The organism is Streptomyces sp. NPDC053750, assembly GCF_044544295.1.
In the GTDB taxonomy this organism is placed as follows: domain Bacteria; phylum Actinomycetota; class Actinomycetes; order Streptomycetales; family Streptomycetaceae; genus Streptomyces.
The window spans coordinates 311,085-332,322 of the sequence record NZ_JBITXB010000001.1; the positions used below are offsets into that span (position 1 = coordinate 311,085).

Here is a 21,238-nt window from a genome sequence, read left to right on the forward strand (position 1 = left end):
GAAGGCAGTACATGAGCAGCAACGAGACGCCCCGCGGCCCCGTCGACTCCTCCCGCATACCGCGGTACGCCGGACCCGCGACCTTCGCCCGGCTGCCCCGCCTGGACGAGGTCGGCACCGCCGACGTCGCCGTGGTGGGCGTGCCGTTCGACTCGGGCGTCTCCTACCGGCCGGGCGCCCGCTTCGGCGGCAACGCCATCCGCGAGGCCTCCCGGCTGCTGCGCCCCTACAACCCGGCCCAGGACGCCTCCCCCTTTGCCCTCGCCCAGGTCGCGGACGGCGGCGACATCGCCGTCAACCCGTTCAACATCAACGAGGCCGTCGAGACCGTCGAGGCCGCCGCCGACGACCTCCTCGGCACCGGCGCCCGCCTGATGACCCTGGGCGGCGACCACACCATCGCCCTCCCGCTGCTGCGCTCGGTCGCGAAGAAGCACGGCCCGGTCGCCCTGCTCCACTTCGACGCCCACCTGGACACCTGGGACACGTACTTCGGCGCCGAGTACACGCACGGCACCCCGTTCCGCCGCGCCGTCGAGGAGGGCATCCTCGACACCTCCGCCCTCTCCCACGTCGGCACCCGCGGCCCGCTGTACGGCAAGCAGGACCTCACCGACGACGAGAAGATGGGCTTCGGCATCGTCACCTCCGCGGACGTCTACCGCCGCGGCGCCGACGAGGTCGCCGACCAGCTCCGCCAGCGCATCGGCGACCGGCCGCTCTACATCTCCATCGACATCGACTGCCTGGACCCCGCCCACGCCCCCGGCACCGGTACCCCCGAGGCCGGCGGCATGACCTCCCGCGAACTGCTGGAGATCCTGCGCGGCCTGGCGTCCTGCAACCTGGTGTCGGCCGACGTCGTCGAGGTGGCCCCCGCGTACGACCACGCGGAGATCACGTCGGTGGCGGCCTCCCACACCGCGTACGAACTGACCACGATCATGTCCCGCCAGATCGCCCAGGAGAAGGCAGCGAAGTGACCCACGACCACGACCTGGTACTCCGTCCGACCGCCGCCCAGACGGAGGCCGCGCTGAATCCTCCCCCCGGCCGCAACGGCGGAGACCTGGTCGTGGAGACCCTGGCCGGGCTCGGCGCGACCACCGTCTTCGGCCTGCCCGGCCAGCACGCCCTCGGCATGTTCGACGCGCTGCGCCGCTCCGACCTGCGCTACATCGGCCTGCGGGTGGAGAACAACGCCGGTTTCGCAGCGGACGCGTACGGCCGCGTCACCGGCGAGGCGGCCCCGCTGCTGCTGTCGACCGGCCCCGGTGCGCTCACCTCGCTGGCCGCGCTCCAGGAGGCGCGGGCGGCCTCCGCGCCCGTCCTGGCGATCAGCAGCCAGATCCCCACGGCGGGCCTGGGCGGGGGCCGCCACGGCTACCTGCACGAACTCCCCGACCAGTCGGCGTCCTTCCGGGGCGTGGTGAAGTCCGTGCACACGGTCCGCACCCAGTCCCAGATCCCGTCCGCGATCGCGGAGGCCTGGACGTCGGCGCTGACCGTCCCGCACGGCCCGGTGTGGGTGGAGATCCCGCAGGACGTCCTCCTGGCCGAGACGCCGATCCCGGTGGTGACCGGCGGCGACACCTTCCCCGAGGAACTGCCCCCGCGCCCCGAACTGACGGCGGTCGCCGCCGACCTGCTGTCGCGCGCGGAACGCCCCGCGATCATCGCGGGCGGCGGAGTCGTCCGGGCGGACGCGTCGAAGAAGCTCCGGCAGCTCGCGGAACGCCTCCAGGCCCCCGTGGTCACGACCTTCGGCGGCAAGGGCGCGTTCCCGTGGACGCACCCCCTGTCCCTCCAGTCCTGGCTGGAGGACCGTCACACCACGGACTTCCTGGAGGATGCCGACGTCCTCCTCGTCATCGGCTCCGGCCTCGGCGAACTCTCCTCGAACTACCACACGTTCAAGCCGCGTGGCCGGGTGATCCAGATCGAGGCCGACCTGGGCAAACTCGAGTCCAACCACCCGGCGCTCGGCATCCACGCCGACGCCCGCCTCGCCCTCCAGGCGCTCCTGGAGACGGTCGGGGAGCGGACCGACCCGGCCGCCCCGGAGCGCGTGCGGGACGTACTGGGAAAGGTCCGGGAGCGCATCGCGTCCCAGGAGCTCACCCTGGAGCAGGACGTACTGGCCGCCGTCCGCAAGGCCCTCCCGGCCGGTGCCCCGTCCTTCTGGGACATGACCATCCTGGCCTACTGGGCGTGGTCGGCCTTCGACGCCAAGGCCCCGAACGCCATGCACTCGGCCCAGGGCGCAGGCGGCCTCGGCTACGGCTTCCCGGCTGCCCTGGGAGCCGCCGCGGCCGATCCCACCCACCCCGTCCTGGCGGTCTCCGGCGACGGTGGCGCCCTGTACTCCATCGCCGAGCTCGCCACCGCCCGCCAGTACGACCTGAACGTCACCTGGCTGATCGTCGACGACGGCGGCTACGGCATCCTGCGCGAGTACATGACGGACGCCTTCGGCGAGCCGACGGCGACGGAGCTGACCCGCCCCGACTACGTGGCCCTGGCCGAGTCGTTCGGGGTGCCGGGCGTGCGGACGTCGCCGCAGACGCTGGAGGCCGACCTCGCGAAGGCCCTGGCCGCACCGGGGCCCTCGGTGGTCGTCCTCCCCGCCGTCCTGCGGATGTTCGCGCCGACGCACCTCGACTGACGGACGCGGCGCCTACCAGATCGCCTCGACCCACTCCGGGTGGTCGACGAACGGGTTGCGGTTGTGCTGGTAGGAGTCGTGGATGACCTGGTTGCGGCGCTCCTCGAAGGCGTCCGGCGGGTCCTCGTCGTTCCACTGCTTCAGTACGGCGAGCTTGCCGATGTACGGGTTGCTGCCGTTGTTCACGCTGCCGTTGACCTCGAGGTCGGCCCAGCCGTCGCCGCCCTCGTAGCGGACGGCCATGTAGAAGATCATGCGGGCCACGTCGCCCTTGACGGCGTCGCGGGGTTCGAAGGAGTCGGAGTCGGTGAGGCTGCCGCCGTTGTCGGTGAAGGCGCTGCCACCGTTGTCGAAGTCCTTGTTGCCCCGGATGCTGTTGACCCTGACGTCCTCGGGACGCAGATGGTGCAGGTCCGTGCCGGGCCCGGTCGAGGTGCCGAAGTCGCCGTGGGACTTGGCCCACACGTGCTCGCGGTTCCAGTCGCCGGTGTCGCCGCCGTTCAGTGACTTGCTGCGGGAGATGCCCGAGTAGAGCAGGATCACGTTGCCGCTGTTGGCCGGGTCCTGGTCCGTGGCCTTGAGCGCGTCCCAGACCGCCGAGTAGGACAGCTTGGTCTGGTCGCTGATGATCGTGTGGAGGGAGGACTTGAGGCTCGTCCCCGTCCTGCCGATCGCGTTCTTGTAGTACGTCGAGTCGTAGTCCGTGGTGGTGGAGGTCGTGGCCGTCGCCGTGGCCGTGGCGGGGGCCGCGGTCAGGGCGGGGGTGGCGAGGCCGGCGAGGACGGCGGCCGTGACGAGGGCCACCGCCTTCCGGCGCCGTACGCGGATCGCGAGCATGGGGGGTGTCCGATCTACGCGGGTGGAATGAAGCGGTGGATCGAGCGTGGCATGGACATGTAGGAGGTGGGGTGTACGGGGCGTGGCGATTGCGTGACGACGGCCCCCGACCGTGAGGGCGGGGGCCGCAGTGACGGGTGTGGCGGAGGTCAGTTCACGTCCGACGGGTCCAATCGGTAGACGGACGAGGTGCTTTCGGACGACGTGGTGTCGGACGTGGAGGTGGCGCCGTACTCGCTCGCCTCGACGGCCGTGCCGTGCTCCTGGACCCACTGGGTCACCTCGGAGCTGACGCCGGAGCCGCCGCCCATACCGCCGCCCATGCCTCCGCCGCCGACCTGGATGTAGTGCAACTCACCGTTCTTCACCAGCTCCTTGAGCCGGGCGAGGGTCATGGCGTTGTCGCTGCCGGACCAGCCCCACATGGAGATGACCGGTTCGCCGCTGCTGAGGATCAGCTGCGCGGCGCTCTGTGAACTCGACACCGCCAGCAGCCATGTGGCGCCGTCCTGGTGCTTCTTCAGGTAGGCGATCAGCTCGCTGCTCGCGCCGCCCATGCCACCGCCGCCCATGCCACCGCCGCCCATGCCGCCTCCGCCGAAGCCACCGGCACCGCCCGGCCGTTCACCCGCGCCGGTGCCGCCGTTCGCGGTGGTGCCGTTGTCCGGCGTTGTGCTGTTCGGGGGAGTGCCGCCCGTTTCGCCGGCGGCGCCGGGAGCCTGGCCGTTCTCGCCGCCGCCGGGCAGCTCGCCGCCGCCCGGGAACGTGCCACCTCCCGGGCCGTTCTGGCCGCCCTGCGGCTGCCCGCCGGGTCCCTCGCCGCCCTCGCCGCCCGGGAACCCGCCCCGACCGCCGCCTCCTCCTCCGCCCGGGCCGCCCATGCCGCCGCCCGTGGAAGGCCCGGCGGTCGGGTTGGTCCCGCCCATGCCGCCGCCCGAACCGGACGGCACCGACCAGGCGTACGCCGCCGGACCCGCCACCCCGGCGACGACGGCCGCGGCCACGGACACCGCCAGCAGCCGCACCCGGCGCCCCGAACGGAAGACCAGCAGCCCCGCGATCGCCAGCGCCATGACCACCGCGATCGCCGGCCACAGCCAGGTGTTCCAGTCGGCGGCGCGGCGCAGCAGCACGATCGCCCAGACCCCGGTGACGCCGAGGGCGAGAGGCAGCACCCACACCCACCGCCGGTCGGCCCGGAAAGCCCGCAGCAGCATGACACCGCCCCCTCCGCACAGCGCCGCGATGCCCGGGGCGAGCGCGGTCGTGTAGTACGGGTGCATGGTGCCCTCGGCCATGGCGAAGGTCAGGTAGTGCAGGGCCGTCCAGCCGCCCCACAGCACCAACGCGGCTCGTGTGAGGTCGGTGCGGGGCGCCCGGCCGCACAGCACCAGGCCGCCGACGAGCGCGATGCCCGCGAAGGGGAGCAGCCAGGAGATCTGGCCGCCCAGGACGTCGTTGAACATCCGGCCGATGCCCGCGGTACCGGAGAAGCCGCCCCCGCCACCGCCTCCACCGCCGCCTCCGCCCATGTTGCCGTCGCCGCCGAAGATCCGGCCGAGGCCGTTGTAGCCCATGATCAGGTCCCAGGCCGAGCCGTCCGTCGAACCGCCGATGTACGGCCGCTCGGAGGCGGGCACCAGCGACACCGCAGCCGCCCACCAGAAACTGGAGACGGCCAGGGCGACAGCGGCGAGGACCAGGTTCCTGACGCGCTTCGCCCAGCCGAGGTCCGAAGCGCAGAGGTAGACGACGAAGACCGCCGGCAACGCGATGTAGCCCTGCAGCATCTTCGTGTTGAACGCGAGCCCGAAGCAGGCCGCGGAGCCCAGCAGAGGCAGCAGCCGCCCGTCGCGGACCGCGCGAAGACCGAGGGCCGCCCCGCTCACCATCAAGAACACCAGCAGCGTGTCGGGGTTGTTGTCCCGGTTGATGGCGACCGTGATCGGGGTCAGCGCCAGCACCAGCGCGGCGATCGCCGCCGCACCGTGGCCCCACACCCGCTTCACCGAGGCGTGCAGGATCCAGATCGTCGCCAGCGCGGCCACGATCAGCGGCAGCATCATCTGCCAGGTGCCGAATCCGAAGAGGCGGCAGGACAGCCCCATGACCATCAGCGCCAGGGGCGGCTTGTCGACGGTCAGGAAGTTCCCCGCGTCCAGCGAGCCGAAGAACCACGCCTTCCAGCTCTCGGTGCCGCTGAGCACGGCGGCGCTGTAGAAGCTGTTCAGGCCGGAGCCGGACAGGTTCCAGGAGTACAGCCCCGCCGCCAGGGCGAGGATCGCCAGCAGGACCGGCAGCGACCATCGTGGCGCGCCGGGTTCGGGGGACGGTGGGGGCGATACGGGCGGCTCGGCGGCCGCGTGCAGTGGAGCGGTGGCAGATGTCACCACGCCACCGTCTCCACCACCGATGGGCGCGGACTGTGCCCTGACTGGGGGTGAGCTGTGAATCCCGCGGAGGGGGATTCACCCACGCGCTTCACTCCAGCAGTTTGGGCAGGGCCTCCTTGAGCGTGGTGAGCTGAGCGCGATATCCGGCGTTGAATTCCGCCAGCTCCGGTTCTCCGAGGTTGTCGTTGAGGGCCTTCTTGGGCGGCACCAGGGCGGGTAACGCGCAGAACACCTCGCCCAGCGCCTTCGCGTTCCGGCCCTGCTGGACAGCGGTGACCAGGTCTTCGAAGGGGTCCAACTTCAGGGCCTGGATCCGGTCGCGAGGACGGTCCTTCCCTCCGAATTCGTCCTGGGCGGTCGGCTTCGGGCTGTCCGGCTTCGCGAGGAACTTCAGCACCCGCAGCGTCGCGTACAGCCGCCCCGCCATCATCTGTCCGCTTTCGTTCGGCTCTGGCATGTCTCATTACTTGCCGTCGGAACGCCCCCGCACCCCACCCTTCGAAAAGCGGCCAACTCATGGCCATTCCCCCGCCCTAGGCTGCCGCCCATGCGCCCGAGAACTCTCCGTAACGCCCTCGCCACCCTCACCGCGGCCCTCTCGGCGGCCGGCTGCCTGACCGTCGTCGGGCCGGCCGCCGCGCAGGAGAGGCCGCCGAGGAACGACTGCTCGCCCTCCGTCTCCCTCACCGGCTTCTCCGACGCCCTCGACAAGACGACGTACGCCGACACCTACGTCGGCAACCTGTCCGCCCTCGCCCGCGACGGCCGCGGCTCCCTGGCCGCCCTGTCCGACCGTTCCGCCCTCTTCCGGCTGGACGCGCGGACCCTGGAGCCGCGAGGCGTGATTCCGCTCGCCGACGAGAACGGCGCCGCCCTTGACGCCGAAGGGCTGGTCGTCGACCGGGACGGCACGTACCTCGTGTCCTCCGAGACCGAGCCGTCGATCCGCCGCTACTCCCGCACCGGCAAGATCCTCGACCGCCTCCCCGTGCCGGACGACCTCCGGACCGCCCCCGCGGGCCGCGCCCGGGCGAACGGCAGCTTCGAGGGGCTGACCCTCCTGCCGGGCGGCCGGACCCTGCTCGCCTCCATGGAGTACCCGCTCGTCGGCGACCCCGCCGACCTGGTCCGCTTCCAGACCTGGCAGCGGACGGGGCGCGGCGACTTCCGGCTCGGCGCCCAGTACACCTACCGGACCGATTCCGGCCTCGGTGTCCCCGAGGTCACCGCGACCCCGGACGGACGCCTTCTCGTCCTGGAACGCGGCTTCACCTCCGGCGTCGGCAACACCGTCCGCCTCTACCTGGCCGACCGGCGCGGCACCACGCTCGGCAAGACCCTCCTCGCCGACCTCGCCGCCTGCCCCTCCCTCGGAGCCACCGCCGAGCAGCCCCAGCCGAATCCGCTCCTCGACAACTTTGAGGGGATGACCGTCACCGGTCGGAGCAGGGGCCGCCTGGACGTGCTGATCGTCAGCGACGACAACCAGAACGCCGTACAGACGACCCGCTTCCTCCGGCTCCGGGTGCGCGTCTGATCGCGTGAGCGGGCGCCGGTGATTGTTGCCGCGGGATGAAATCCCCGCTCGCCCGCGTTGGTGCCTTCCGGTAGATCAGGTGAGCAGGACGACCGACGAACGACCGGAGGGCACGGCGTGGACGCGCAACGGGGCTGGGCACGACGACTGGCGGGCTATGCCTGGCGCCACCCCAAGGACGTCGTCCTCGCCCTCGGCGCCTCGCTCGGCGGCATGGCCGTCATGGCTCTCGTCCCGCTGATCACCAAGGTGATCATCGACGACGTGATCGGCGCCAAGACCAGGGACATGGCCGTCTGGGCCGGTCTGCTGATCGGCGCCGCGGTCGTCGTCTACGTCCTGACCTACATCCGGCGCTACTACGGCGGCCGGCTCGCCCTCGACGTCCAGCACGACCTGCGCACCGACATGTACGGGACGATCACCCGGCTCGACGGGCGGCGGCAGGACGAGCTGTCCACGGGGCAGGTCGTCGGGCGGGCGACCAGCGACCTCCAGCTGATCCAGAGCCTGCTGTTCATGCTGCCGATGACCATCGGGAACGTCCTGCTCTTCCTGATCTCCCTGGTCATCATGGCGTGGCTGTCACCGCCGCTGACGCTCGTCGCGGTCGCCGTCGCGCCCGCCCTGTGGTTCATCGCCCGGCGCAGCCGCACCCGGCTGCACCCCGCCACCTGGTACGCGCAGGCGCAGGCCGCCGCCGTCGCCGGTGTGGTCGACGGATCGGTGAGCGGCGTACGCGTGGTGAAGGGCTTCGGGCAGGAGGAGCAGGAGACCGGGAAGCTCAGGGAGGTCGGGCGCAGGCTCTTCGCCGGACGGCTGCGGACGATCAGGCTGAACGCCACCTACACCCCCGCCCTCCAGGCCGTCCCCGCGCTCGGCCAGGTCGCCATGCTCGCCCTCGGCGGCTGGCTGGCCGTACACGGACACATCACGCTCGGCACCTTCGTCGCCTTCTCCACCTACCTCGCCCAGCTCGTCGGTCCGGTCCGCATGCTCGCCATGGTCCTCACGGTCGCCCAGCAGGCCCGCGCGGGCACCGAACGCGTGCTGGAGCTGATCGACACCGAACCCTCGATCGAGGACGGCACGAAGACCCTCCCGGCCGACGCGCCCGCGACCGTCGAGTTCGACGACGTCTCCTTCGGATACGACTCGGGTTCGGGGAAGGGCACTCCCGTCCTCGACGGGCTCTCGTTCGAGATCCGTCCCGGCGAGACCCTCGCCGTCGTCGGTTCCTCCGGTTCCGGCAAGTCCACGGTCTCGCTGCTGCTGCCGCGCTTCTACGACGTGACGCGCGGCGCCGTCCTCGTCGGCGGCCACGACGTGCGCGAGCTGACCCTGGACTCGCTGCGGGCCGCGATCGGTCTCGTGCCGGAGGACTCCTTCCTCTTCTCGGACACCGTGCGCGCCAACATCGCCTACGGCCGTCCGGACGCCACCGACGAGGAGATCGAGGCCGCCGCCCGGGCCGCCCAGGCCCACGGGTTCATCACCGACCTGCCCGACGGCTACGACACCACCGTCGGCGAGCACGGCCTGACCCTCTCCGGCGGCCAGCGCCAGCGCGTCGCGCTCGCCCGCGCGATCCTCACCGACCCCAGGCTGCTGGTCCTCGACGACGCCACGTCCGCCGTGGACGCACGCGTCGAGCACGAGATCCACGAGGCGCTGAAGGAGGTCATGCGGGGCCGCACGACCCTGCTCATCGCCCACCGCCGCTCCACCCTGGGCCTCGCCGACCGGATCGCCGTCCTCGACCGCGGCCGGCTCGCCGACCTCGGCACCCACGAGGAGCTCCAGGAGCGTTCCGCGCTCTACCGGCGCCTGCTGACCGACCCCGACGAGCTGGGCGGGGTGTCACCGGGCCACGCCCGGCCCGCGGCACCCGCCGAGGACACCTCCGTACGCGACGAGCTGGACGCCGAGTTCGACGCGGAGCGCGGCGTCACCCCGCGGCTGTGGACCGGTGACCGCACGCCGAAGGACACCGCCCTCGCCGGCACCCCGGCCACCCCGGAGCTCCTCGCCCAGGTCGACGCGCTGCCCCCGGCCGACGGCACGCCGGACGTCGACGAGGCACGGGCGGTCCAGCCGGAGGAGTCCTACGGCCTGCGCCGACTGCTGCGCGGTTTCCGCACGCCGCTGCTGATCAGCCTCGCCCTGGTCGCCGTCGACGCCGGCATGGGGCTGCTGCTCCCGGTGCTGATCCGGCACGGCATCGACGAGGGCGTCACCCGGCTCGCCCTCGGCGCGGTGTGGGCGGCCTCGCTGCTCGGGTTGCTCGCCGTGCTCGCCCAGTGGACGGCGCAGAGCGGCGAGATCCGCATGACCGGCCGGACCGGGGAGCGGATCCTCTACTCGCTCCGTCTGAAGATCTTCGCCCAGCTCCAGCGGCTCGGCCTCGACTACTACGAGCGCGAGCTGACCGGCCGGATCATGACCCGGATGACGACGGACGTGGACGCGCTGTCGACGTTCCTGCAGACCGGACTCGTCACCGCCTTCGTCTCGGTCGTCACCTTCCTCGGCATCCTGGTCGCGCTGCTGGTGATCGACGTGCAGCTCGCGCTCGTGGTCTTCGCGACGCTGCCGCCGCTGATCATCGGCACGTTCTTCTTCCGCCGGGCCAGCGTGAAGGCGTACGAACTGGCGCGCGAGCGGGTGTCCACGGTCAACGCCGACCTCCAGGAGTCGGTGGCCGGACTGCGGATCGTGCAGGCGTTCCGGCGCGAGCACGACGGCGGGCGGCGGTTCGCCGAGCGCAGCGACAGCTACCGGCAGGCCCGCATCAAGGGGCAGTGGCTGATCTCGGTCTACTTCCCGTTCGTGCAGCTGCTGTCCTCGGCCGCGGCCGCCGCCGTGCTGGTCGTCGGCGGTGCGCGGATCGACGACGCGACGCTGACGACCGGCGCGCTGGTGGCGTACCTGCTCTACATCGACCTGTTCTTCGCGCCGGTGCAGCAGCTCTCCCAGGTCTTCGACGGCTACCAGCAGGCGTCCGTCTCCCTCGGCCGCATCCAGGAGCTGCTGCGGGAGCCGACCTCCACCCGGGCCGCCGAGAAGCCGCTGGACGTCACGTCCCTGCGCGGGGAGATCGCCTTCGAGGACGTGCGGTTCAAGTACGGGGACGATGAAGAGGCCCTCAGCGGCATCGACCTGCGCATCCCGGCCGGACAGACCGTCGCGTTCGTCGGCGAGACCGGCGCGGGCAAGTCGACGCTGGTCAAGCTGGTGGCCCGCTTCTACGATCCGACCGGCGGCCGGGTCACGGCCGACGGGCGGGACCTGCGCGACCTCGACCTCACCTCCTACCGGCACCGCCTGGGCGTCGTCCCGCAGGAGGCGTACCTCTTCCCCGGCACCGTCCGGGACGCCATCGCCTACGGCCGCCCGGACGCCACCGACGCCGAGGTGGAGGCGGCGGCGCGAGCGGTCGGCGCCCACGAGATGGTCGCGACGCTGGAGGGCGGCTACCTCCACGAGGTCGCCGAGCGCGGCCGGAACCTCTCCGCCGGACAGCGGCAGCTGATCGCGCTGGCCCGTGCCGAGCTGGTCGACCCGGACGTACTGCTCCTCGACGAGGCGACGGCGGCCCTGGACCTGGCCACGGAGGCGCAGGTCAACCAGGCCACCGACCGCCTCGCCGGCCGCCGTACGACCCTGGTGGTCGCCCACCGGCTGACCACGGCCGCCCGCGCGGACCGCGTCGTCGTCATGGACCACGGGCGGGTCGCCGAGGACGGCACGCACGACGAACTGCTGGCACTCGACGGCCGGTACGCACGACTGTGGCGGACCTTCATCGGGGCGGCCGAACCGGAGGAACCGGTCCGCGCGCTGTACTGAGACTCGCGCAACCATTCGACAGGCGCCGCGCGTCCGTACACCCGTACGTCGGTTGCGCCGTACGGCGGACAGGGAGGGGACCCGCGGTGGGCAGGGGTGGTGCTGGAACACGCCGGCGGCTGGCGCTCGGTACGGCGGTGCTGACCGTGGCCGGGCTGCTCGCCGTCGCGGGGCCGCAGGAGGCGCAGGCCGCCGCGGCGTGCCCGGGCCGCAAGGCCAGGACGCTGCCGTTCTCCACCGGGTCCGTCCTCGTCTACGAACGCGGCGGCTACGTCTGCGCCGTCACCGTCCCCAAGAAGCCCGGCACCAAGCGGCAGATGTCCGTCAGCGTGCAGGCGCGCGGCGGCCGGCCGGTCGTGGACTCGGGGCGGTACTCCTACCGGGCGGGGCCGGTGACCGTGCACGCCGGACAGCGCTGCGTGCGGGTGAAGGGCACGGTGTCCGGCCGCTCGGTCAGCTCCGGCTGGATCCTCTGCTGAGACGGCGCGGGCGGGACCCGACCGGCCATTTCCTCATCTCCCCTGGTGTGCGGGCGACTTGCTCCGATAGCTTCCGGCGCACATATGTTTCACAGGGAGGGTGCATGCGCAAGGCGCTCAGATGGCTGCTGGCGTTCGTGGTGCTCATAGGCACGGCCGGCACGGCGGGCGCGGCCACCGCCGCCGAGCCGAAGGCCGTCGACATCAAGGACCGGCTGCTGTCCATACCGGGCATGAGCCTGATCGAGGAGAAGCCGTACACCGGCTACCGCTTCTTCGTCCTCAACTACACCCAGCCGGTGGACCACCGGCGCCCGTCCAAGGGCACGTTCCAGCAGCGGATCACCGTGCTGCACAAGGACGTGAGCCGCCCGACGGTCTTCTACACCGGCGGCTACAACGTCTCCACCAACCCCAGCCGCCGCGAGCCGACCCAGATCGTGGACGGCAACCAGGTCTCCATGGAGTACCGCTACTTCACCCCGTCCCGGCCCGCCCCGGCCGACTGGTCGAAGCTGGACATCTGGCAGGCCGCCAGCGACCAGCACCGCATCTTCAAGGCCCTGAAGCCCCTCTACTCGGAGAACTGGATCTCCACCGGCGGCTCCAAGGGCGGCATGACCGCCACCTACTACGAGCGCTTCTACCCGCGCGACATGGACGGCGTCGTCGCCTACGTCGCCCCCAACGACGTGGTGAACCGCGAGGACTCGGCCTACGACCGCTTCTTCGCCCGCGTCGGCACCGAGGAGTGCCGCGACAAGCTGAACGGCGTGCAGCGCGAGGCGCTGGTGCGCCGGGCTCCGCTGGAGAAGAAGTACGCGGCGTACGCGGCCGAGAACGGCTACACCTTCGACACCATCGGCAGCCTGGACCGCGCCTACGAGGCCGTCGTCCTCGACTACGTCTGGGGCTTCTGGCAGTACAGCACCCTCGCCGACTGCGCGGACATCCCGGCCGACGCGAAGAACGCCACCGACGACGTGATCTGGGACTCCGTCGACTCGATCTCCGGCTTCGCCGCCTACACCGACCAGGGCCTGGAGACGTACACGCCGTACTACTACCAGGCGGGTACGCAGCTGGGCGCGCCGACGATCCACTTCCCGCACATCGAGAAGAAGTACATCCGCTACGGCTACCAGCCGCCGCGCAACTTCGTGCCCCGGTCGATCCCGATGAAGTTCGAGCCGTGGGCGATGCGGGACGTCGACAGCTGGGTGAAGCACAACGCCCGTCAGATGCTGTTCGTGTACGGCGAGAACGACCCGTGGGGCGCCGAGCCCTTCCGCCTCGGCCACGGCGCACGGGACTCCTACGTGCTCACCGCGCCCGGCATGAACCACGGGGCCAACGTGGCCGGCCTGGTGCCCGAGCAGAAGGCCCTCGCCACGGCCCGCATCCTGGACTGGGCGGGCGTCGCCCCCGCCACGGTCCGGGAGAACCCGTCGGCGGCCAAGCCGCTGGCGACGTTCGACGCCAGGCTGGACCAGCGCGACGTGGAGCGCGAGCCGGCGCTGCGCCCGTAGGTCCACGGCGGTGCCCGGTCGTTGCCGAGAGGCTCACAGCGGCCGGGCACAGCCCACCGGCCGTTCGCCGCCGAGGCGGACGTACAGGCCGGTCGCGGCGGGGCAGTCCGATCGGGCGGTGACCGCCTCGACCACCTTGAACTCAGGTTTTTGCTCGCCCGTTCCGTCGCACGCGGTCTCGCGGACCTTGCCGTCCCCGGTGTCGTGGACGCAGTCGCCGACGATGGTGCGCGGGCCGCCCCCGCCGCCCGGGTCCCCGGGGTGCGGAGGCTGGAGCTTGCGCATGCAGGCGTAGCCCTGCGCCACCGCGCCGTCGCCGTCCTCGTCGACGGAGGGGCGCTGCTCGCTGATGTGCAGGACGAAGTCGGTGGTCGCCGGGCACGGCGGCCCGTTGCCCGCCCGGCCGTCCTCCCGGGCCACGACCCGCGCCGCCGCCCGCTCGCTGCCGCACGGCACCTCGGTGAAACTGACCGTCCCGAACGAGCTGCACTCGTCGATCGCCAGGAACACCGCCCCGTACCCGGACGGCCGCACGGGCGCCGAGGCCGACGCCGAAGGCCCGCCGAGCCGCCCGTCCCCGTTTCCTCCTCCGCCTCCGTCGTCCGTGCCGGACGGGCCGCGGCAGCCCGTCAGCAGCGCCGCGGCGCACAGCGCCGACAACGCACAGAGCACTCCCACGGCCCGTCTCTCACGCATCGCCATCCCCCCGGATCCCCGGTCCAGCGTGACCCGCCGCAGCGGGCACACGCCAGACGCGCGGGGTGCATTGCGCTCGGGTGACCGGGGCGCCCCCGGCGCGTGGCGTAGGGCGCGCTACGTCCTACGACCGGTACGACAGCCCGTGTCCGAGGGGGAACAGCACCGTCGCCGGATCGTCGGCCCGCACCACCGGCACCGGCAGTTTCCCGCGGGGCCGAGCCCGCCCCGCGATCACCCGGGCGGCGGCCCGCACCTCGACGTCGGTCCAGGAGTAGGCGGCCAGGTGGGCGGGGACGTCGGGGAGTTGGGCCACGTCGTACGGGTTGCGGATCGCGACCGCGACCACCGGCTTCCCGGTCTCCAGCAGCCGGGTGACGAGTGTCCGCTGGCTGCTGGACGCCGTGACGTTGTAGGTGGCGACCACCACCGCGTCGGCGTCCCCGGCCGCGGCGACCGCGCCGTCGATGACGGCGGCGGAGGGCGCGGTGCCCGTGGACCGGGCGGTGGCCGTGAAGCCCAGCTCCGTGAGCGCGTCCGCGAGGACGCCGGTGGGCGGCCCGGTCGTGCCCGAGGGCGAGGCCGGGTCGGCGCCCACGACCAGCACCCGGCGGTGCTCCCGCCGCGACAGCGGCAGCAACTGCCCCTCGTTGACCAGCAGGGTGGTGGTCCGCTCGGCGATCCGGTCGGCCGCGGCGAGGTGCGCCCGGGTGCCGACGGTGCGGTCGACGTCCCGCCGGCTGGTGTAGGCGTCCCGGAACAGCCCCAGCTTCGCCTTGAGCCGCAGCACCCGCAGGATCGATTCGTCGAGCCGGGCCTCGGTGAGTTCGCCCTCGCGCACGGCCGTCAGCACCGCGTTCCAGGCGAGGTCCAGGTCCGGCGGGTTGAGCAACTGGTCGACGCCCGCCTTCAGCGCCAGCACCGGCACGCGTTCGTCGCCGTACTTCGTCCGCACGCCCTGCATGCCGAGGGAGTCGGTGACGACGACCCCGTCGAAGCCCAGCTCCTCGCGGAGGATGCCGGTGAGGATGGGGCGGGAGAGGGTGGCCGGGTCGCCGGAGTCGTCGAGCGCCGGGACCATGAGGTGGGCGGTCATGATGGCGTCGATGCCGGCCTCGACGGCCGCGCGGAAGGGCGGCGCGTCCAGCTTCTCCCACTGCTCGCGGCTGTGCGTGATCACCGGGAAGCCGGTGTGGCTGTCGGTGGCGGTGTCCCCGTGCCCGGGGAAGTGCTTGGCGCACGCGGCGACCCCGGACCGCTGATAGCCCGTCACCTCGGCGGCCACCAGATCCGCCACCGCCTCCGGGTCGGCGCCGAAGGAACGGACGCCGATCACCGGGTTGGCCGGGTTGACGTTCACGTCGGCCACGGGGGAGTAGTCCTGCCGGATGCCCATCGCGTGCAGCTCGGCGCCCGCGACGCGGCCGAGCGTGCGGGCGTCGGACCGCGATCCGCCGGCGCCGACGGCCATCGCGCCGGGGAACAGGGTCGCCGGCTCACCCACGCGAGCGACTATCCCGTACTCCTGGTCGGTGGAGACCAGCACCGGCAGACCGCGCGGCAGCTCCAGCGAGGCCTTCTGGATGCCGTTGGACAGGTCGGCGATCTGGTGCGGGTCGCGGGTGTTGTGCGCCCAGGCGAAGTAGATGATGCCGCCGACCCGGTACTTGGCGACCAGCTCGGCCGCGGTGCGGACGCCGATCTCCTTGAGGTTGGCGTCGATGTCGGCCTGGTCGGGGGCGGTGGCGGAGTGGCCGTAGACCCGCATGACGAAGAGCTGGCCGACCTTCTCCTCCAGCGTCATGCGGGAGATGAGGGCGCGGAGTGTGTCGTCGTCGGGCCTGCGGGCGTCGGCGTACGCGGTGCCGCCGCCGGCCGCGAGGGCCGCGGTGACGACCGCGGTGGCGGTGAGGACGGTACGTCTGGAGGGCTGAGCGGTGCTTCCCGTGCCGGCCGTGCTGCTGTGGTGCACGTGCGCTCCTTCCGGAGTGATCCGCGGGGGAATCGCTGGCGAGCTGCTGAAGGAAACTGCTGCTGAAGGAAACTTCCAGGGAGTCACCAATATCCGGGAAGTTTCTGCCAGTCAAGGGAGCGCGTGCAAGGGAGTGCGGTCGGGGAGGCGCAGGAGTCGCCCGAAGCCGTGGTGAGGAGGGAGGCCCGAGGGGCCGCCGTCGGCGCTAGGGAGGGGGGCGCGCCGACGGCGGCGTGCTGCCGGCCGCGGTACGGCGGAGAGGGTGGTCGGCGATCGCAGCCAGCAGCAAGGCCGACACCGCACCGCGCAGACTCATCCGGCAGCGCGGGTTGGACGGACGCGGCACGGACGGGGTTCCCGCTCGACCCCGGGAATCCCCAAGTCGGTGCGCGCGGGCTCAGTGCGACGCAAGAGGCGGGTCGGCGTGGGCCGACACGGTCGGCCAGTGCTCGCGCAGGGTGCGCACGGTCTCCGCGATCGCCGGGCGGCGCGCCGCACCCGCACGCCACAGCGCGTACAGCCGCCGTACGGGCATCGGGTCGAGCGGCACCTCCACCACCCCGGCGGGCAGCGGCCCCCGCCCGAGCCGGGGGATCAGGGCGATGCCGAGCCCGGCCGCGACCAGCGCGACGAGCGTCGGGTTCTCGTCGGCCTGGTGGACGATGTCCGGCTCGTGCCCCGCGCCCCGCAGGGTCCGCAGCAGCCAGTCGTGGCACACCCGCCCGGGCGGCTGGCAGATCCACCGCTCCCCGCCCAGCTCCGTACGCCGTACGCCGGTCCGCCCCGCGAAACGATGCCCCTCGGGCACCAGCAGATCGCACAGGTCCTCCCCGATCCACGCCTGCTCCACCCCGGCCGGCGCGGGCAGCGGGGCGATGTCCCAGTCGTGCGCCACCACCAGGTCGACGGCGCCCTTCGCGACCAGGTCCACGGACAGATGCGGGTCGACCTCGGTGAGCCGGGCGTCGAGCGCGGGGTGCCGGGCCGCCAGGTCGGCCAGCACGGACGGCATGAGACCCCGCGCCGCCGAGGCGAACGCGGCCACGGTCAGCCGTCCCGCCGGCACCCCGCGCCGCTCCTCCAGCTGCGTCTCCGCCCGCTCCACGATGCCCAGCAACTCCCGCGCGGTGGCGGCCAGCTGCCACGCCTCGTCGGTGAGCCGCACCCCGCGCCCCTCCCGCTCCAGCAGGACGGTCCTGGTCTCCCGCTCCAGCTTGGCGATCTGCTGGGAGACGGCGGACGGCGTGAAGCCGAGCGCGGCGGCGGCCGCGCCGACGGTGCCGTGCACGGAGACGGCGTGCAGGGCACGCAGACGCTGAAGATCGAGCATGACGCGGCTCCCGGGCGTGAACAGTCAGGCGTATCCAGTTAGCAGTGCTTCATCCAACCGTGCAGCAATCATCGCTGGTGCTTCACGGTCGAGGGAGGTGATCCTCGACGCATGCGACCCTCCCACCTCTTCCTCGCCGTGCTCGTCGCCGCCGTCTGGGGCGTGAACTTCACCGTCATCGAGATCGGCCTCGACCACTTCCCGCCGCTGCTCTTCTCCGCCCTGCGCTTCCTCGCGGCCGCCCTGCCCGCCGTCTTCTTCGTGGGCCGTCCGAAGGTGGCCTGGAAGTGGATCGTGGCGGTGGGACTGGTGCTGGGGGTCGCGAAGTTCGGCCTGGTCTTCCAGGGCATGGACGCGGGCATGCCGGCCGGCCTGTCGTCCCTGGTCCTCCAGGTCCAGGCGGTGTTCACGGCGGTGATCGCGGCGGCGGTACTGGGCGAACGCCCCACCGGAGTGCGGGTGCTGGGCATGCTGGTGGCGCTGTCCGGCATCGGCGTGGCGGCTTACGACGAGGGCACCTCCGGCCCACTGGGCGCCTTCGTGATGGTCGTCGGGGCGGCGGCCGCGTGGGGTCTGTCCAACGTGCTGACCCGCAAGGCGTCCCCGCCCGACGCGCTGAACTTCATGGTCTGGGTGTCCACCGTCCCGGTGCTGCCGCTGCTGGCCCTCTCCCTGCTGACGGAGGGCCCGGCCGAGGACCTGGCGGCCCTGCGCGGCCTGGACTGGCAGGGCACCGGCACGATCCTCTTCGTCGCCTGGGTCTCGACCGTCTTCGGCTTCGGCGCCTGGGGCTGGCTGCTGCACCGTCACCCCGCGTCCACGGTCGCGCCGTTCTCCCTCCTGGTCCCGGTCTTCGGCATGTCGTCGGCGGCCCTCTTCCTCGGCGAGTCGGTGACCGGACTGCGATGGTGCGCGGCGGCGCTACTGGTGGGCGGGGTGGCCCTGACGACACTCTCACCCGCGCGGCGCGGACGTCCGGCCGGGCAGGCCCGGCCGACGGCGGACGGCTCCCCGTCCCGGCCGGAATTCGTTGGACGACCTCCCGTACCGGCGGAAGAATCCGCCCGGTGACTTTCACTCTCAAGGCACCGGTCCTCGAAGGCACGCGCGTACGACTGGAGCCGCTGGACCACCGGCACGCGGCCGACCTGGCGACGGCGGCTGAGGAGGACCGCGGGACGTACGCGTTCACGTGGGTGCCGAGGGCCGACGAGGTCGGCGCCTACATCGACGCCCAGTTGGCGCGGGCGACCACGGGGCGGCTGGCGCCCTACGCGCAGGTGTCCCTCGCCACCGGACGGGCGGTCGGCGCCACCTCGTACTGGGAACCCCGCTCCTGGCTGACGGACGACGCCCTCGACGCGATCGAGGTCGGCTTCACCTGGCTGGCCCGGTCGGCGCAGGGCACGGGCATCAACGCCGAGGCCAAGCTGCTCCTGTTCCGCCACGCCTTCGAGGACTGGCACGTGTCCCGGGTCGACCTCAAGACCGACGCCCGCAACGACCGTTCCCGCGCCGCGATCGAGTCGGCCGGCGCCCGCTTCGAGGGCGTCCTGCGCAACTGGTCCCGTTCCTGGGCGCCGGGCGAGGACGGCCGGCTGCGCGACTCCGCGATCTACTCGATCACGGCGGCGGAGTGGCCGCAGTGCCGGGAGCGGCTGGAGCGCCGGGTGGCCCGGGTGCGGCCCGCGGAGCCCACGCTCACGCCGCCTCGCTGAGCAGCCGGGTGAGGTGCTCGCGCCCCGCGTCCAGCAGATCCGGCAGCGGGGCGGCGGACTCGTACCACCGCTTCTCGTACTCCCAGCACAGCCAGCCGTCCCAGCCGTGGCGGGAGAGGACGTCCACCACCTCGGTGAGCGGCAGCACCCCGGCGCCCAGCGGCAGCGGGGTGGTGTCCTCGGCGGAGGCGATGTCCTTGACCTGGACGTAGCCGAGGTGCGGGGCGAGGGCCAGGTAGCTCTCCGCGGGCTGCTCGCCGCCCAGCCAGGTGTGCATCACGTCCCACAGGGCGCCGACCCGGGGGTGCCCGACCAGGCCGAGGACGCGCATCGCGTCGGCGCCGGTGCGGTGCGAGTCGTGGGTCTCCAGGAGGATGCGTACGCCGAGGTCGGCGGCGTACTCGGCGGCCGTGCCCAGCCGCCGGGCGGCCGTCTCGTCGGCCTCCTCGGGGCTCTGCCCGGTGCCGCCGCCGGGGAAGACCCGGATGTACGGGGCGCCGAGGTCGCGCGCCAGGTCGAGCAGGGTACGGATCTCGGTGACGACGGCTTCGTCGTCCCCCGGCGCGGCGACCCGCGCGTACCCCGCCAGGCCCAGCAGCTCGACGCCCGCCGACTTGAACCCGGCGGCCGCTGCGGCCCGTTCGTCCGGGGTCAGCCCCGGATGCACCGGTTCTTCGGGGTGGGCGCGCAGCTCGACACCGTGGTAGCCGTGCGCGGTGGCGAGCCCCAGGACGTCGCTCAGGGGCAGGCCGGGAACACCGAGGGTGGAGAACGCCAGCTTCATGACCCCGGAGCGTACCCGCCCCCACCGCCCCGCATTCCTCCCCGCGACCAGGTGTCGCAGGCCGGCACTCCCAGCCCCTCCGGCCCCACCCCCCCGACACCGGGCGGCGCGCCCACCGACCCCGTCCGGCCCCACCCCCCGACGCAGGCCGGGCGGGCCAACCCAGCCCGTCCGGCGTTTGAGGACGAGGCCGTTCAGGCCGAAGCGGGGGCCCGGGGGCGGCAGCCCCCGGCGAGGCCCACACCCACGCGGGGCACCGCGTAACCAACGGCACCGCGAAACCAACGGCACCCCAATCCGCCGGCACCTACCCCCGCGGCCGTCCGGAGGACCCCCGTACCATCAGTTCCCCCCGCACCGTCGCGATCCCCCCGGGCGGCGCCTCCTCCCGCCCCATCGCGATGCGCCCCGCCCGCGCCGCCGCCTCCGCGAGCGGCAGCCGGACGGTCGTCAGCGCGGGCACCGCGTCGATGCTGAACGGCAGGTCGTCGAAGCCGGCCACCGACACGTCGTCCGGAATCCGCAGCCCGGAGTCGCGCAGCGCCGCGCACGCCCCCAGCGCGACGGAGTCGTTCGCGGCGACGACCGCCGTCAGGCCCGGGTCCCGGCGCAGCAGCTCGAGCGTGGCGTCGTAGCCGGACTGCCGGTCGTAGCGGCCGTGGACCGTCCAGCGGGGGTCCTCCTCGATGCCGTGCGCGGCGAGCGCGGCGCGGTGGCCCTCCAGGCGGTGGCGGGTGGTCGTGCGCTCCTCGGGGCCCGCGATGTAGCCGAGCCGCCGGTGACCGAGCCCGATCAGGTGCTCGGTCAGTTCCCGGCCGCCCCCGCGGTTGTCGAAGGTCAGCGCGATCGCCCCGGTGTCCGGCGCCGGCGGGCGCCCGCACAGCACGACCCGCGTCCCGGCCTCCGCCAGCTTGCGCAGCTTCGACGCCACGGCCGCCTGGTGCGCCCCGTACTCCATCGCGCCGCCGGTCAGCACGACGGCCGCCGCCCGCTGCCGTTGCAGCAGCGTGAGGTAGGTCAGCTCGCGCTCCGGGGTGCCGCCGGTGTTGCAGACCACGGCGAGTCTCTCGCCGCCCGCTCTGCCGCCCGGACCGCCGATCTCGGACTGGACGGCGCCGGCCATGATGCCGAAGAAGGGGTCGGCGATGTCGTTGACCAGGATGCCCACCAGGTCGGACGTCGCGGCCGCCAACGCGCTCGCGGGGCCGTTGAGCACGTAGTCCAGCTCGTCGACGGCCTTCAGCACCCGGTCCCGGGTGGAGGCGGCCACGGGGTAGTTCCCGTTCAGCACGCGCGACACCGTCGCGGGGGAGACCTGGGCGCGGGCCGCCACGTCCGCAAGTGTCACCGTCATGTCCTCGTCCTCCGCATCGCGCGTGTGCCGAACGCCGTCCCGGGTGACCCTACGGCCACCACCCGCCGTCGTTCGCCCCCTCGAACAACTCACCC

16 protein-coding genes are annotated in these 21,238 nt (G+C 72.8%); 8 read left to right on the forward strand and 8 right to left on the reverse strand.

The annotated features are described in order from the left end of the window. Window positions 1-11 precede the first annotated feature (11 nt). Window positions 12-983: an agmatinase gene (speB, locus tag ACIGO6_RS01395; RefSeq protein ID WP_212730231.1), complete on the forward strand. Its 972-nt coding sequence runs from the start codon at window positions 12-14 to the stop codon at window positions 981-983. Continuing rightward, on the forward strand, window positions 980-2,665 hold the full coding sequence (locus tag ACIGO6_RS01400; protein WP_399869822.1) for a thiamine pyrophosphate-binding protein: 1,686 nt from the start codon (window positions 980-982) through the stop codon (window positions 2,663-2,665). Before speB ends, ACIGO6_RS01400 begins: the two co-directional genes overlap by 4 nt. A gap of 12 nt (window positions 2,666-2,677) precedes the next feature. Here the strand turns inward: ACIGO6_RS01400 and ACIGO6_RS01405 are convergent, their stop codons facing one another. From ACIGO6_RS01405 to ACIGO6_RS01415, 3 genes are all read right to left on the reverse strand, one after another. Then, window positions 2,678-3,502 (reverse strand): endonuclease I family protein, encoded by an 825-nt coding sequence (locus ACIGO6_RS01405; protein ID WP_399869824.1) that lies wholly within the window; start codon window positions 3,500-3,502, stop codon window positions 2,678-2,680. A gap of 149 nt (window positions 3,503-3,651) precedes the next feature. Then, window positions 3,652-5,892 (reverse strand): glycosyltransferase family 39 protein, encoded by a 2,241-nt coding sequence (locus ACIGO6_RS01410; protein WP_399871549.1) that lies wholly within the window; start codon window positions 5,890-5,892, stop codon window positions 3,652-3,654. Between the two features lie 91 nt (window positions 5,893-5,983). Next, window positions 5,984-6,352 (reverse strand): hypothetical protein, encoded by a 369-nt coding sequence (locus ACIGO6_RS01415; protein ID WP_399869826.1) that lies wholly within the window; start codon window positions 6,350-6,352, stop codon window positions 5,984-5,986. Window positions 6,353-6,442: 90 nt separating this feature from the next. Here ACIGO6_RS01415 and ACIGO6_RS01420 point away from each other — a divergent pair, with 90 nt between their 5' ends. The 4 genes from ACIGO6_RS01420 (at window position 6,443) to ACIGO6_RS01435 (ending at window position 13,289) form a co-directional block, all read left to right on the forward strand. Then, window positions 6,443-7,432 carry an esterase-like activity of phytase family protein gene (locus ACIGO6_RS01420; protein WP_399869828.1) on the forward strand — a complete coding sequence of 330 codons (990 nt, stop codon included), beginning with the start codon at window positions 6,443-6,445 and terminating at the stop codon, window positions 7,430-7,432. A 117-nt stretch (window positions 7,433-7,549) separates the two neighbouring features. Continuing rightward, window positions 7,550-11,281: an ABC transporter ATP-binding protein gene (locus ACIGO6_RS01425; protein WP_399869830.1), complete on the forward strand. Its 3,732-nt coding sequence runs from the start codon at window positions 7,550-7,552 to the stop codon at window positions 11,279-11,281. An 86-nt stretch (window positions 11,282-11,367) separates the two neighbouring features. Beyond that, the gene (locus ACIGO6_RS01430; RefSeq protein WP_399869831.1) at window positions 11,368-11,760 is read left to right on the forward strand and encodes a hypothetical protein; all 393 of its coding nucleotides are present in this window, start codon (window positions 11,368-11,370) and stop codon (window positions 11,758-11,760) included. 104 nt (window positions 11,761-11,864) lie between these two features. After that, a complete protein-coding gene (locus ACIGO6_RS01435; RefSeq protein ID WP_399869833.1) occupies window positions 11,865-13,289 on the forward strand; it encodes a S28 family serine protease in 1,425 nt (474 codons plus the stop codon). A gap of 33 nt (window positions 13,290-13,322) precedes the next feature. Here the strand turns inward: ACIGO6_RS01435 and ACIGO6_RS01440 are convergent, their stop codons facing one another. The 3 genes from ACIGO6_RS01440 to ACIGO6_RS01450 all read right to left on the reverse strand — a co-directional run bounded on the left by ACIGO6_RS01440 (window position 13,323) and on the right by ACIGO6_RS01450 (window position 17,287). Then, the gene (locus tag ACIGO6_RS01440) at window positions 13,323-13,985 is read right to left on the reverse strand and encodes a hypothetical protein (RefSeq protein WP_399869834.1); all 663 of its coding nucleotides are present in this window, start codon (window positions 13,983-13,985) and stop codon (window positions 13,323-13,325) included. A gap of 124 nt (window positions 13,986-14,109) precedes the next feature. After that, window positions 14,110-15,957, reverse strand: a complete 1,848-nt coding sequence (locus tag ACIGO6_RS01445) for a glycoside hydrolase family 3 protein (RefSeq protein ID WP_399869836.1) — start codon at window positions 15,955-15,957, stop codon at window positions 14,110-14,112. 397 nt (window positions 15,958-16,354) lie between these two features. Then, window positions 16,355-17,287 (reverse strand): LysR family transcriptional regulator, encoded by a 933-nt coding sequence (locus ACIGO6_RS01450; protein ID WP_399869838.1) that lies wholly within the window; start codon window positions 17,285-17,287, stop codon window positions 16,355-16,357. A gap of 111 nt (window positions 17,288-17,398) precedes the next feature. Here ACIGO6_RS01450 and ACIGO6_RS01455 point away from each other — a divergent pair, with 111 nt between their 5' ends. Both ACIGO6_RS01455 and ACIGO6_RS01460 read left to right on the forward strand, forming a co-directional pair. After that, a complete protein-coding gene (locus ACIGO6_RS01455; RefSeq protein WP_399869839.1) occupies window positions 17,399-18,358 on the forward strand; it encodes an EamA family transporter in 960 nt (319 codons plus the stop codon). Next, a complete protein-coding gene (locus tag ACIGO6_RS01460; protein ID WP_399869840.1) occupies window positions 18,355-19,005 on the forward strand; it encodes a GNAT family N-acetyltransferase in 651 nt (216 codons plus the stop codon). Before ACIGO6_RS01455 ends, ACIGO6_RS01460 begins: the two co-directional genes overlap by 4 nt. On the opposite strand, the gene ACIGO6_RS01465 is transcribed toward ACIGO6_RS01460, so the two are convergent. Beyond that, window positions 18,989-19,789 (reverse strand): sugar phosphate isomerase/epimerase family protein, encoded by an 801-nt coding sequence (locus ACIGO6_RS01465; protein ID WP_399869841.1) that lies wholly within the window; start codon window positions 19,787-19,789, stop codon window positions 18,989-18,991. The genes ACIGO6_RS01460 and ACIGO6_RS01465 overlap by 17 nt on opposite strands. Before the next feature lie 307 nt (window positions 19,790-20,096). After that, window positions 20,097-21,143 carry a LacI family DNA-binding transcriptional regulator gene (locus ACIGO6_RS01470; RefSeq protein ID WP_399869842.1) on the reverse strand — a complete coding sequence of 349 codons (1,047 nt, stop codon included), beginning with the start codon at window positions 21,141-21,143 and terminating at the stop codon, window positions 20,097-20,099. Window positions 21,144-21,238: the final 95 nt, after the last annotated feature.

Coding starts and splice junctions, on each gene's coding strand:
- speB (WP_212730231.1), top strand. CDS start 12: ATGAGCAGCAACGAGACGCCCCGCGGCCCCGTCGACTCCTCCCGCATA.
- ACIGO6_RS01405 (WP_399869824.1), bottom strand. CDS start 3,502: ATGCTCGCGATCCGCGTACGGCGCCGGAAGGCGGTGGCCCTCGTCACG.
- ACIGO6_RS01415 (WP_399869826.1), bottom strand. CDS start 6,352: ATGCCAGAGCCGAACGAAAGCGGACAGATGATGGCGGGGCGGCTGTAC.
- ACIGO6_RS01420 (WP_399869828.1), top strand. CDS start 6,443: ATGCGCCCGAGAACTCTCCGTAACGCCCTCGCCACCCTCACCGCGGCC.
- ACIGO6_RS01435 (WP_399869833.1), top strand. CDS start 11,865: ATGCGCAAGGCGCTCAGATGGCTGCTGGCGTTCGTGGTGCTCATAGGC.
- ACIGO6_RS01440 (WP_399869834.1), bottom strand. CDS start 13,985: ATGCGTGAGAGACGGGCCGTGGGAGTGCTCTGTGCGTTGTCGGCGCTG.
- ACIGO6_RS01450 (WP_399869838.1), bottom strand. CDS start 17,287: ATGCTCGATCTTCAGCGTCTGCGTGCCCTGCACGCCGTCTCCGTGCAC.
- ACIGO6_RS01455 (WP_399869839.1), top strand. CDS start 17,399: ATGCGACCCTCCCACCTCTTCCTCGCCGTGCTCGTCGCCGCCGTCTGG.
- ACIGO6_RS01465 (WP_399869841.1), bottom strand. CDS start 19,789: ATGAAGCTGGCGTTCTCCACCCTCGGTGTTCCCGGCCTGCCCCTGAGC.
- ACIGO6_RS01470 (WP_399869842.1), bottom strand. CDS start 21,143: ATGACGGTGACACTTGCGGACGTGGCGGCCCGCGCCCAGGTCTCCCCC.